This window comes from Flavobacterium ginsenosidimutans (assembly GCF_037478105.1).
Taxonomy (GTDB): domain Bacteria; phylum Bacteroidota; class Bacteroidia; order Flavobacteriales; family Flavobacteriaceae; genus Flavobacterium; species Flavobacterium ginsenosidimutans.
In genome coordinates, this window is sequence record NZ_CP147988.1 from 3,014,477 (window position 1) to 3,026,003 (window position 11,527).

At 31.5% G+C, this 11,527-nt stretch carries 14 protein-coding genes; 2 read left to right on the forward strand and 12 right to left on the reverse strand.

Features of this window, described 5'->3' with window-relative positions; all coding sequences use genetic code 11:
- Window positions 1–167: 167 nt before the first annotated feature.
- The 5 genes from V6624_RS13260 to V6624_RS13280 form a co-directional block, all read right to left on the reverse strand.
- On the reverse strand, window positions 168–827 hold the full coding sequence (locus V6624_RS13260; RefSeq protein WP_338838861.1) for an alpha/beta hydrolase: 660 nt from the start codon (window positions 825–827) through the stop codon (window positions 168–170).
- A 32-nt stretch (window positions 828–859) separates the two neighbouring features.
- A complete protein-coding gene (locus V6624_RS13265) occupies window positions 860–1,303 on the reverse strand; it encodes a hypothetical protein (RefSeq protein ID WP_111283705.1) in 444 nt (147 codons plus the stop codon).
- Window positions 1,304–1,524: 221 nt separating this feature from the next.
- A complete protein-coding gene (locus tag V6624_RS13270) occupies window positions 1,525–2,550 on the reverse strand; it encodes a hypothetical protein (RefSeq protein WP_111283707.1) in 1,026 nt (341 codons plus the stop codon).
- 92 nt (window positions 2,551–2,642) lie between these two features.
- Window positions 2,643–3,743, reverse strand: coding sequence for a BT_3928 family protein (locus V6624_RS13275; RefSeq protein WP_111283709.1), 1,101 nt, complete (start codon window positions 3,741–3,743; stop codon window positions 2,643–2,645).
- Between the two features lie 65 nt (window positions 3,744–3,808).
- Window positions 3,809–4,351: a DUF1599 domain-containing protein gene (locus tag V6624_RS13280; protein ID WP_111283711.1), complete on the reverse strand. Its 543-nt coding sequence runs from the start codon at window positions 4,349–4,351 to the stop codon at window positions 3,809–3,811.
- A 210-nt stretch (window positions 4,352–4,561) separates the two neighbouring features.
- Here V6624_RS13280 and folP point away from each other — a divergent pair, with 210 nt between their 5' ends.
- Both folP and V6624_RS13290 read left to right on the forward strand, forming a co-directional pair.
- Complete coding sequence (gene folP, locus V6624_RS13285; RefSeq protein WP_111283713.1) at window positions 4,562–5,395, forward strand: dihydropteroate synthase; 834 nt, start codon at window positions 4,562–4,564, stop codon at window positions 5,393–5,395.
- 148 nt (window positions 5,396–5,543) lie between these two features.
- Complete coding sequence (locus tag V6624_RS13290) at window positions 5,544–6,176, forward strand: hypothetical protein (protein ID WP_338838862.1); 633 nt, start codon at window positions 5,544–5,546, stop codon at window positions 6,174–6,176.
- 73 nt (window positions 6,177–6,249) lie between these two features.
- Here V6624_RS13290 and V6624_RS13295 read toward each other — a convergent pair whose 3' ends face one another.
- The 7 genes from V6624_RS13295 to V6624_RS13325 all read right to left on the reverse strand — a co-directional run bounded on the left by V6624_RS13295 (window position 6,250) and on the right by V6624_RS13325 (window position 11,308).
- Window positions 6,250–6,708 carry a CHRD domain-containing protein gene (locus tag V6624_RS13295; protein WP_111283717.1) on the reverse strand — a complete coding sequence of 153 codons (459 nt, stop codon included), beginning with the start codon at window positions 6,706–6,708 and terminating at the stop codon, window positions 6,250–6,252.
- A 195-nt stretch (window positions 6,709–6,903) separates the two neighbouring features.
- Window positions 6,904–7,377, reverse strand: a complete 474-nt coding sequence (rlmH, locus tag V6624_RS13300; RefSeq protein ID WP_111283719.1) for a 23S rRNA (pseudouridine(1915)-N(3))-methyltransferase RlmH — start codon at window positions 7,375–7,377, stop codon at window positions 6,904–6,906.
- 187 nt (window positions 7,378–7,564) lie between these two features.
- Window positions 7,565–7,870: an antibiotic biosynthesis monooxygenase gene (locus V6624_RS13305; protein ID WP_338838867.1), complete on the reverse strand. Its 306-nt coding sequence runs from the start codon at window positions 7,868–7,870 to the stop codon at window positions 7,565–7,567.
- A gap of 109 nt (window positions 7,871–7,979) precedes the next feature.
- Window positions 7,980–9,395, reverse strand: coding sequence for an adenosine deaminase (locus V6624_RS13310; protein WP_338838868.1), 1,416 nt, complete (start codon window positions 9,393–9,395; stop codon window positions 7,980–7,982).
- 343 nt (window positions 9,396–9,738) lie between these two features.
- The gene (locus V6624_RS13315) at window positions 9,739–10,023 is read right to left on the reverse strand and encodes a GNAT family N-acetyltransferase (RefSeq protein WP_111283725.1); all 285 of its coding nucleotides are present in this window, start codon (window positions 10,021–10,023) and stop codon (window positions 9,739–9,741) included.
- 5 nt (window positions 10,024–10,028) lie between these two features.
- Window positions 10,029–10,424, reverse strand: coding sequence for an OsmC family protein (locus V6624_RS13320; protein ID WP_111283727.1), 396 nt, complete (start codon window positions 10,422–10,424; stop codon window positions 10,029–10,031).
- Window positions 10,425–10,426: 2 nt separating this feature from the next.
- On the reverse strand, window positions 10,427–11,308 hold the full coding sequence (locus tag V6624_RS13325; RefSeq protein WP_111283729.1) for a pirin family protein: 882 nt from the start codon (window positions 11,306–11,308) through the stop codon (window positions 10,427–10,429).
- Window positions 11,309–11,527 lie beyond the last annotated feature (219 nt).

Below are 11,527 nucleotides of genomic sequence, written 5' to 3' on the forward strand. Positions count from 1 at the left end.
AGAGGTCAAAAATCAGATATTTTTTACGCTGAGGTTTTTTAGAATTAAAAATGAGATTGAAATTTTATTTTTTGAAGAAGATTTTAATCCAAAAAAACGTCAGATTTCAATAAAAAAGCCTTCAATAATTTTAATTTTATTGAAGGCTTTTTATATTTTTTTGAATCTTAATTCAGTTCATAATTTCCATTTGCCCATTTTTTGCTTGGAGCAATCCATTCATCTAATGCTTTATATAAAAAGCCGTGTTTCAAATTTGTATTTAATTCAATTTCTTTAAAATGCTCTATTTTGCATTTAGAAGTTTCTTTTCGCTTTATCGCAGAAACTCCATAAATATCTGATTTTTCATAAATGGTTAAAATATTACCGCAGAAATTAATATCTGGAATTTCCTGAATATCAACATCTCTAAAACACCCAATGAAAACAAAATTCACATCTGGATTGGAGAGATAAGTTGAAACAAATTGGGCAATGTAACCGCCTTTTGAAGTTCCAATTACCGTAATATGATTTGGCGGAACACCTTTTTTAATTAATGCTTTTACCTGTTTAGTAATCTTTTGGGCATAATCAGCGGCGTTTGTGTTTTTCTTTCTTTTTTCACTAAAAACAATAAAGTTGTCTTTTCTAAAAGATTCTAAAATTTCGTTGTATTCTGCTTTTCCATATTCGGGATGAGGTACATTTAACGGACTGTCTTCAACAAATTTATTATGAAAAAAGAAAATGTAACGTTGATTTTCATTTTTTGTCTGGCTAAAACTTACAATGCTAAATAAGATGGAGAATGAGTAAATAAGGGTTTTAAAGATTTTTTTCATGGATTAATTGATAGAAAAAGGATGAAATTAATTTAGTTTTTTGTGTCAAGTAAAATTTTACTTATCCCAGTTGTGTTATCTTGTTCTAAAACTGCATTTTTAACTTCAACAGATTTTATTACTATCGAGGTGCATTCACTTTTTCGCTTTTGCGTTACAACATATATTTCGCAAACATTTTTTCCTTCAATATTGATTGCGTACTTAAGTGAATTAGATTCCCAACCAAAGCTTAAAGACAAACGGTTTAAGCTATCCACAAAATCAGATTGAATTGTTTTGTTTTGATTTAAATCGATTATAGTTACTTCTTTTTTTGGATCAAAAGTGCCATTTTCGAATAAGTTTTCTCTCGAATCTTTATCAATTAATTCAAAAGTAAGAACTGCTGGTCCTGTAGAACAAAGTTGATCAGATCCACATCCTGCTGTAAAAATTAAAACAAGAAGAAGTGAAATTATTGGTAGTTTTTTCATTGATTACTATAAGTTTTTGGTTTAACCAAATGTAGGATTTTTATATGTAATCTAAACGTTAACTTTAATAGAAAATAATATTTTAAATGCAATATTATATTTCAAATCATTAGTATCATTGTAATGAACTTTCTGGAGAATAGTTCCATTTTGCAAAATCACAATGCTTGGATCTGCTTTTTCAACTGTTTTTAAAGCTGTCGCAAAAACAAGAAATGAGTTTATTTTTTCTTATTTAGAAAATGATTATACGTCATTAAAAGGAATGGGAATGTTACAAAAGTTAGCCAGATTATAAATTGTCTGGAAACGATGTCAAAACAATAATTTAAAAAGAAAATAGTACTAACAAAAAGAATACAGAACTTAGAGTCTGATTTGCTTACCTGTGTATCTGAATATCTATCGATGTGTTGATTTTTGAGTTCGCTTATGGTGTCAGAATACTCTATAAAGAAGAATATTTTCCAACTAGGCAGAAAACCAATAAGCATCATAAAATTCTGAATCATGTAAATACTTGAAATACCTAAAAGAAAATATTGAATTGCAATATAAGTTCCTTGTATTAATTCATTAGTGCTTACAATGTTTCCACTATGAAAAAAACCAGATAAATTATCGATAGCAAAAAACATCATAATTATCGAACTCCAGATGCTTAGGATAAGTTTTTTAGTATCAGATAAATAAACTTTACTAAAAGCATTATAAAAAGAAAATAAGGAAAGAGAAATTACAATAATAATAAATGTTCGTAAGATGATATTATCAAATCTTACCAAACCAGTATCTACAACCCAATAAATCATGGATATCGAAAGCATTAAGGTTATACCTTCTGTCAATTGAGGAGCAATTCTTCTCCGATTAAATATTAGTGAAAAAGTAACATATAAAATAAAGAAAACAATAGGCCAAGCTAAAATACTTAGATTTAAAATTTGGGTCAAATCAAATTTTGTATTAGGCGAGATGTGATATAAATAAAGGCCTAAAGAAAAAGTAGCAATAAAAGAAATAATTGATATTAAAACAGCTGTTTTCCAGGTTTTTGTAATTCTTTTGCTTTCAAAAATAATACCTGCTATTAATGCTAGAATATGAAGAGGAAGCAAATGTATACCATCAGTTTCGTAAAAATTAAAATCACAGATGGCATAAAGAATTAAAAAGAATAGAAATGAAAAAAGGTAAAGATATTTAGAAAACGTGCTAGTTAATTCATTTTTTAGTTTTGAACTCATATTTCTTACTGGTAAATTGTTTATTCAAAAAAACGCCAATAAATCTAAAAAAGAAATATTGGCGTCTTTAAAATTTATATTTTTTTGAAATATTATAATTTCAAATCATCAGTATCATTGTAGTGTACTTTTTGAGCGATAGTTCCGTCATGTACAACCACAATACTTGGATTTGCTCTTTCAACTGTTTTTAAAGCAGTTCCATCGCAAAAATAGAAATCAATATCTAAAGCGTAGTTTTTCTTCGCTTTAGCAATTTCGTCAGCTCCAGAAGCAGTCATTCCAATTACTTTGTAACCTTTTGCTTTTGCATCAGCAGTAACTTTTGCTAATTTTTTCATTCCTTCAGGATTTGATAAATTCAAATCGTAAGTTACGAAGATTAGTAATTTTGGCTCTTTTAATAATTCTTCTTTATAGTCAGAATCATCTTTTGTCATAGAAAAATCGTGAATAGGAGGAATGTAGCCTTCAGTAATTACTTTGTCTTTACGATCCACAAAAACAGCACCTTCTGGAATATTCATTAAATCTTTCTCTGTAAATTCTTTTTCAACGCCATTTACTTTGTAGATAAAAATCATTTCTACAACAGATTTTGGAGCGCCTTCTGGAATTTCCATTCCTTTTTCGATGTTTGTTCCTACTTTATACGGACGGAAATCTTTAATTGGATTATGATTGATAACCCAAACCGCCATAAAAACGCATAAAACAATGCTGATTAAAGTGATAATGTTAGTTACCAATTTAGAAAATAAAGGTTTTACTAATTTTTTGTTGATAAATAAAATCAGGATAAAGAATAGTAAAACAACATCTTTTGTGAATGATTGCCAAGGCGTTAAGTGTAAAGCGTCTCCGAAACATCCGCAATCTTTTACTACATCAAAATATGCTGAATAGAAAGTAAGGAATGTAAAGAAAACAATCAATAAGAGTAAAGCCCAAATCGTTAGTTTTGATTTATAGCCAACCAACAGCATTACACCTAAAACTACTTCTAAAATCACTAAAAAGATCGCTAATCCTAAAGCTAATGGCTCTAAAAATGGCATATTGAAAACAGGTTCACTGAAATATTCAGCCAGTTTATAAGAGAATCCAACAGGATCGTTTAGTTTGATTAATCCGGAAATAATAAATAGGACACCGACAAATAATCGGGAGAATTGGGTAATGATGTTTTTCATAATGAATATTTAAAAATTCAAATTCCAAGTTTAGCATTGGAATTTGGGATTTAAAATTTGAAATTTTATTTAGTAATAGGATTTAGGATTAAAGCAAAAACAGAATAATTAATCATATCCTGATAATTAGCATCGATTCCTTCAGACACTATTGTTTTTCCTTTATTATCTTCAATTTGCTTAACGCGAAGGAGTTTCTGCAAAATCAAATCGGTTAATGAACTTACACGCATATCGCGCCAAGCTTCGCCGTAATCGTGATTTTTGGCTTCCATTAAATCTTTGGTTAATTTTACTTTAGCATCGTATAATTCAGTTGCTTTTTCTACGTCAAGATCTGGCTGATCTACAACGCCCAATTCTAACTGAATCAAAGCCATGATAGAATAATTGATGATTCCGATAAATTCTCCTTTTTCGTCTTCATCTACTTTACGAACCTCGTTTTCCTGTAAACTTCTAATTCGTTGCGCTTTTATAAAAATTTGATCTGTCAGCGATGGCAGTCTTAAAATTCTCCACGCACTGCCGTAATCTTTCATTTTATTGATAAACAATGTTCGGCAAACCGCGATAACATTATCAAACTCTTGGGAAGTATTCTTCATTTATATGCTGTATATTTGCTAAAATTTCTTCAAAAATAAGGATAATTTTTTAAGAGTTTCAAGTTTAAGGTTCGCTTTGTTTCAAGTTTTTTCTAAACAAAGTGTTAATGGCGATAACTTGAAACTAAAATATGTTTCAAGTTTAAAGTTCTCGAACTTACGCAATCTGCATCAACTTGAAACGTTAAACAAATAAAAACGTGAAACAAAATGTTTATTAACTGCAAAGGAGAACTTATCGATTTGTCAATTCCGAGAGTAATGGGAATTCTTAATGTTACTCCAAATTCTTTCTTTGACGGAGGAAAATATAAAAACGAAGACGAAATTATTTCGCAAGTAGATAAAATGCTTTCTGAAGGCGCAACATTCATCGATATTGGAGCGTATTCTAGTAAACCAAGCGCTGAATTTGTAACAGAACAAGAAGAAATCGACAGAATTGTTCCAGCAATCGAATTGATTTTAAAACACTTTCCAAAGACTTTATTATCTATTGATACTTTTAGAGCCGAAGTTGCAAAAGCAAGTATAGAAAGTGGCGCGGCAATTATAAACGATATTGCTGCTGGCGAATTAGACGATAAAATGTTTGATGTAATTGCGCATTATAACGTTCCGTATATCATGATGCACATGCGAGGCAATCCGCAGACTATGCAGAGTTTGACGCAATACGATGATATTATAAAAGAAATGCTTTTCTATTTTTCAGAAAAAGTAAAAAAAGCACGTAGTCTAGGAATCAACGATTTGATTTTAGATCCTGGTTTCGGTTTTGCTAAAACAACCGATCAGAATTATGAAGTAATGCAGAAAATGGAACTTTTTAATATTTTAGAATTACCAGTTTTAGCAGGAATTTCTAGAAAATCGATGATTTATAAAACACTTGATATCACTCCACAAGAAGCCTTAAACGGAACTACTTTCTTGAATACAATAGCTTTGACAAAAGGCGCTAAAATTCTTCGTGTTCATGATGTGAAAGAAGCGGTGGAATGTGTTACTTTGTTTGGTAAAATGAGTTTGAATACTATTTAAACGATAGATTTGTCATTCCGAGGAACGAGGAATCACACTAGTATTTCCTCAAAGTATGTCGCCAATCTTTGTTGAGTTTCGAGTGTGATTCCTCGTTCCTCGGAATGACAAAACGTTGTATTAATTCTTTGTGTAAAAAATAAATAAAATGAAATACTTTACCCTAATTATAGCTTTCCTACTTTTCTCCTGCGGAAAAAAAGAAGACGTTTTATTACCAAAATCAAATGTTTCAATTGTAAAAGACGTACAAGATCATTCGCCGATTTACATCTTTTTCAAAGTTGATGGAAAAGATACAATTGCCGATTTGAATAGAAAAAGTGCCATTATATCAACCAATTGGATTTTTAATATAGACAAACGCTTGCCTTTAAAATCGGTTATGCCGCAGGTAATAAAAATGCAAGAAAAAAAGCGTAACGAGAAAATGCATCAGAATGAAGAATCTGAAAACTATTATTCTTATGCAGATTCTATTGGAAAGAATTTAGCTTTTATTCCTTTTACGAAAGTGTTTTATAAAATGGAAAAACCTACCGCAGGAAGTTTTGTTGTTTATTTTAAAAAAGGAAAAAAACAGGTTTTCATGGGAAATAAGGAAATAAAAATTTCCGAAATATTAAAGTATTTTTATAGCATAAAGTTTGATAGAGTCCCAGATTTGGTGTTTTTATTCGATAAGGATATGAGTTACGGAGAGTATATTCAATATAAAATTTTACTGCAAAAAGATGTGACTTACAATCTTGATAAACTCCCAGTAGAACTTATTTTCTAAAGGAATTAAGAGCAAGAAAAACAAGAATTAAAAAGCCTTTCTAGAATCAGAAAGGCTTTTTTTAATTGTAAGGTTAATAACCGCCACCACCTCCGCCACCTCCGGAAGTGCCAGTTTTCATTAAAGTACCACTAATTTCGCCATTAGGATATGCTGTGGTATGTAAATTTACATAATAATGATTGGCCATAAGTTCTGTAATTTGTGCATCTGTCACGCTGCCAGACACAGTAAATGGAGAAGTTGCTACACTTTCATCAGAAAACGGGATAACTATTGCACCATCTGCGGCATGTATATGACCGTGTGTTGGTGTTAACCCCGAATAAGTAACTTTGATTTCGAATGTTTTTGCCGTTTTATTTAATGTGAGCGCAGCAGTGCCAGAAGCTGTAGAAGTAACACCAGTTGGAGGAGTTAAGGCAGCTGAGAAAGTTACCATAACAGGTGAATTGTTGTCATCACTATTAGAACATGAAGTTCCAATAAAGAGCAGAAATAAAAATGCTGAAAATTTAATTAGAGCTTTCATAATTATGTTTTTTTTAAATTAGAAAAAAGGTTAAAAAACTATAATTATTAAATCTTTTAAGAGATAATAAAGCACTGTAAATTTACGATTTTAATTTTGTTTTATGGTTTAAAATATTGATTATTAAATTTTTATGGTTTTTGGAGGCAATAAATTTTTAAATTAAAAATTTGAAATCTAAAACTTAAAATAAACTTATTGATGATGATAAGGTTCATTTCGTAAAATGGTAAATCCGCGGTACAGTTGTTCGATAAAAAATAAACGAACCATTTGATGTGAAAATGTCATTAGCGAAAGCGAAACTTTTCCCTGCGCTTTTTTATAAACGGTTTCAGAAAATCCGTAAGGTCCACCAATAACAAAAACCAGTGTTTTTACACCAGAATTCATTTTCTTTTGCAATTCTTCAGAAAAACCAACGCTTGAGAAAGTTTTTCCGTTTTCGTCCAATAAAATTAATTGATCGGTGGCAGAAAGTTTTGAAAGAATCAATTCGCCTTCTTTTTCTTTTTGCTGGCTTTCAGATAAGTTTTTTACGTTTTTGATGTCTGGAATAATCTCCAATTCAAATTTGATATAAAAAGACAAACGTTTGGTGTAATCGTCAATCAACGTTTGAAGCGATTTGTTATCTGTTTTACCTATTGCGATAAGTTTGATGTTCATTTGCTAAGTTTTTGCCACGAATTGCGGTAATTTAAACACATAGAGACATAGTTTTTCTTTGTCTGTAAAAGGCGTTTCACTAACCGCAATACACATAGCTATGTGTTAAAGCTTGCTTTTTCTGTAATCTTAAACGGAAACAATTATGCCTATGTTTCTATGTGTTTAATTGTTTACGCAAAGCAATTTATTGTTTTTTATTCTCAAAAACCGTTTCAAAATGTTCTACAATCGGAAATGGTTCGTAATAGTGATGCAAGATCTTTTTCCATTCTAAATACGCTTCAGAAGTTCTAAAACCTACTGTATGATCTTCAAGCGTATTCCAGTCAACTAATAAAAGATATTTATTTTCTACTTCAAGACACTTTTCTAAACGATGTCCTAAATAACCATCTATTGATGAAATATATTGACTTGCTTTCGAAAAATCAGCTTCAAATTGATTGGCTAATTCTGGTTTTACATAAAGAAATGCTGCTTCTAGGATCATAATTTTATTTTTTTGCACGCAGATTTTACAGATTTGAGCAGATTTAATTTTTTAGATAAAAATCTGGACAAATCAGCTTAAATCTGTAAAATCTGCGTGAAATTAAATATTAGTTTTTAGAAAATTTCGATTCAAAAGTTTTAAAACGATTATCTAAATCTTTAATTAATTGTTTTTTAACTGATGCGTCCTGAATAAAACTGTAATTGATGCTGTTGTAAACGTATTTTTTGATCGTTTCATAATTCACATCAGGATATCTTTTCGCTAATAAAACATATTGTTCTGTCATATTGCTTCTTAAAATTCCTGCGTCATCAGTACTAATTACAATTGGCACATTAAATTCTTTGTAAAGTGTAAACGGATGTCTGTTTTCTTTTACTTTCAAAATGAATTCGTTACTCACTAAATTAATCTCGATTGGAATATTTTTTTGAGCCATATATTTCAACAAATCGTACGAATTGGCTTCGTAAGCAATATCTACTCCGTGACCAATTCTGTTTGCTCCTGCAACGTAAATTGCATCATTAATATGCCAAGTCAATTCTTCTGGCTGAACCAAACCTAAAGTCAATTCGCCTGCGTGTAGTGTGTATTTTACATCTGGAAATTTAGAGTGGCAGTATTTAAACATTACCATGTGTAGCCAATAATCTTTCATAGATGTTTGTCCGTGTTCTGGAGAAACGATATTTACACCTGCAGTCAGTTTACTTTCGCTTGACGAAATAAAAGCAATAACCAGATTTTTAAACAAATCTACAGGTTCCATAAAACGAAGCACAAAGTTCTGATAACGCATGGTAAATTTTTCGTCATCTATTTTTAAATCTTTATGCAGTTTTGCAACGAAATTATTGTTGAAATCTTCAGCATATTTTTTAGCCTCTTTTTTCTGAAGTGATTTGTATAATTCGTCCAAAAGTTTCAGAACTGCTTTTTCGTCTTTTTGATCTGCCGCCTGGCGAAGTTTTGTATTGAAATCTGCTAAATCAGAAACATTCATATCACATGGAATTGTTGATAATTGAGTTTCGATATAAGAAACATTTTCTGCAATGGAACGCTTTTTCAACTCAAGCATTCCTTCCGCAAAATGACCTTGAATTGTAGGTTCGAATTTCATGAAAGAATCAAAAAACTGATCGTCAGAAGGCACAGAACCATTATAATCTTTTACAGACCAAGTCTGCATGATTTGTTGTTCGTAATAATCTAATTTTCCTTTGTTTGCAAGAGATGAAAAGTTTTCCCAGTTTCCGTTTGAAGGTTTTGTTTTTGAAACCGCCATAGTTTCTAGATTCAAATAAAAATCTTCGGCAATTGCTCTTTCTAAAAGCGGTTCGGCATAAACTGATCCTGAAAAATGGTGGTGTAAATCGCCTCCTTTAGGCATTTGTTGAAAAAAAGCTGTTAAGAGAGCTTCATTATTTCTGATTTTTTCTAAATAACTCTCAGCTGATTGAGAAAAGCCGATTTGTGTTATAAAAATACAGAAAAGCGTAATTATCCTTGTCATACTCTAAGTTTAAATTACATGCAAATATACGAGTTTCCAAGGAGATTTGAAAATTTTGTTTTTGGAGGGACGAAGGAGCAGAGGTTCAAAGGGGCAAAGTTTTTTTTAAGTAGATTGTGGTCTTTCGCAATTTTTGTCATTTCGACGAAGGAGAAATTTTGGCAAGAAGCTCGATAAAGATTGGATTTTCGTTGCGGAGTTACTCGTGGAGATTTCTCCTTCGTCGAAATGACAAACAGGACGTTTATAAAATGCGAAAGACGCACAACAGTGCGTCTCTACAATAAAACTTTAGACAAAGATAGAAAACCTCTGTGCCTTTATCCCTTTGCAACTTTGAACCTCAAGAAAAAAGTACATCACGAATTTCTTCAACCTTATCAAAAACGCTTTTCGCGAAAGGACAAAGCGGAATAATTTTTAAGTTGTTTGCTCTTGCATAATCTACCGCAGCCATAACTAGTTTTTTGCCGACACCTTTTCCGTTAAAATCGGGGCTTACTTCAGTGTGATCAATGATGAATTTAGAATCTCCTGCCCAAGTATAAGTCATTTTTCCAGCTTCTTTTCCGTCTTCAATTGCTTCAAAATAGCCTTTTCTTGTATCGTTTATTTGTTGAATTTCCATTGTAATTATATTAATGTCGTTTTAATTTCGATTGAATGTGTCAGTGTTTTATGAATTGGACAGCTGTTTGCAATCGTTTCTAATCTTTGTCTTTGCTCTTCGTTAACTTCACCGATTACTTCGATTCTTCGGGTGAATGAGGTACAATTTCTCTCTGAATCTCTTTCAAAATCAATTTTGATATTGATTTCTTCGACGTTCCATTGTTTACGATTAATGTACATTCGTAATGTAATTAATGTGCAAGAAGCCAATGATGACGCCAAAAGCTCGGTCGGATTTAAACCTAAATTTTTTCCGCCTAATTGCTGAGGTTCGTCTGAAATTAAAACATTTCCGCTTGCAGAAGTGATTTCCGTGCGATACAAACGCGTATCTATTTTTGCTGATACTGTATCCATAATTATTTGATTCTTGGTTCAGGTAATGGCACAAATTCGGTTTCGCCTGGAACTTTTGGGAAAGTTTGGTTTGTCCAGTCAGTTTTAGCTTTTTCGATTAATTCTTTATCAGATGAAACGAAATTCCAAAAGATAAAATGTTCTTCAGGAAATGGTTGTCCGCCAAAGATATAAACCGTTGAATTTTCGGAAATTTCAAATTCACAAAGAGAAGCTTCAGTTGTAATTAAAATTTGTCTCGGATCATAAACATGTTCGCCATTTTTAATACTTCCTTCTAAAATATACAAACCGCTTTCGCCGAATAAATGCTTACCAATATTGATTTTCTTCGCTTCTTTGCTTTTTATTTCAATAAAATAAAGCGGACTATAAACAGGAACTGGCGATTTTTTGCCAAAAGCTTCACCTGCAATTAATTTATATGAAACACCGTCTTCTTCCCAAGCTGGAATATCGTCTGCTTCAACGTGCGTGAAATTTGGATCCATTTGCTCTAATTCTTTCGGAAGCGCAACCCAAATCTGTAATCCGTGAAGCATTTTATCAGAATGTCTTAAATATTCTGGAGTTCTTTCAGAATGAACTATTCCTTTTCCTGCTGTCATCCAGTTTACAGCGCCGGGTTTTATTTCTAATTCTGTTCCTAAACTGTCGCGGTGCATAATGCTTCCTTCAAACAAAAAAGTTAGCGTAGAAAGTCCGATATGCGGGTGCGGAGGAACATCCATATTTTCATGATCACTTAAATGCGCAGGTCCCATATGATCGATAAATACAAATGGTCCGACAGCTCTTTTTTCGCGGAAAGGCAATAATCTGCCAACCATAAAATTGCCAATGTTGGCAGCACGTTCTTCGATAATTAAACTGATATTTGACATGTGGTATTATTTGATTTGAAAACAAAATTACAGTTGTGATGCTAGTCTGTAACTTAATTTAGATTAAGAAAACTTGTTTTTGTTTTTTTTTGAATTATAAAAATAAGGAAAAACGTTGGTTAAGTTTTTAGTTGATGATTAAATTTAGTTTCAAAAAGTCCCAGAGGAACGAAATATTTGTAGAATAATAAGGTTGCCACAACGACTAAGCCCCAGCGG

Coding starts and splice junctions, on each gene's coding strand:
- V6624_RS13260 (WP_338838861.1), bottom strand. CDS start 827: ATGAAAAAAATCTTTAAAACCCTTATTTACTCATTCTCCATCTTATTT.
- V6624_RS13265 (WP_111283705.1), bottom strand. CDS start 1,303: ATGAAAAAACTACCAATAATTTCACTTCTTCTTGTTTTAATTTTTACA.
- V6624_RS13270 (WP_111283707.1), bottom strand. CDS start 2,550: ATGAGTTCAAAACTAAAAAATGAATTAACTAGCACGTTTTCTAAATAT.
- V6624_RS13275 (WP_111283709.1), bottom strand. CDS start 3,743: ATGAAAAACATCATTACCCAATTCTCCCGATTATTTGTCGGTGTCCTA.
- V6624_RS13280 (WP_111283711.1), bottom strand. CDS start 4,351: ATGAAGAATACTTCCCAAGAGTTTGATAATGTTATCGCGGTTTGCCGA.
- folP (WP_111283713.1), top strand. CDS start 4,562: ATGTTTATTAACTGCAAAGGAGAACTTATCGATTTGTCAATTCCGAGA.
- V6624_RS13290 (WP_338838862.1), top strand. CDS start 5,544: ATGAAATACTTTACCCTAATTATAGCTTTCCTACTTTTCTCCTGCGGA.
- V6624_RS13295 (WP_111283717.1), bottom strand. CDS start 6,708: ATGAAAGCTCTAATTAAATTTTCAGCATTTTTATTTCTGCTCTTTATT.
- rlmH (WP_111283719.1), bottom strand. CDS start 7,377: ATGAACATCAAACTTATCGCAATAGGTAAAACAGATAACAAATCGCTT.
- V6624_RS13305 (WP_338838867.1), bottom strand. CDS start 7,870: ATGATCCTAGAAGCAGCATTTCTTTATGTAAAACCAGAATTAGCCAAT.
- V6624_RS13310 (WP_338838868.1), bottom strand. CDS start 9,395: ATGACAAGGATAATTACGCTTTTCTGTATTTTTATAACACAAATCGGC.
- V6624_RS13315 (WP_111283725.1), bottom strand. CDS start 10,023: ATGGAAATTCAACAAATAAACGATACAAGAAAAGGCTATTTTGAAGCA.
- V6624_RS13320 (WP_111283727.1), bottom strand. CDS start 10,424: ATGGATACAGTATCAGCAAAAATAGATACGCGTTTGTATCGCACGGAA.
- V6624_RS13325 (WP_111283729.1), bottom strand. CDS start 11,308: ATGTCAAATATCAGTTTAATTATCGAAGAACGTGCTGCCAACATTGGC.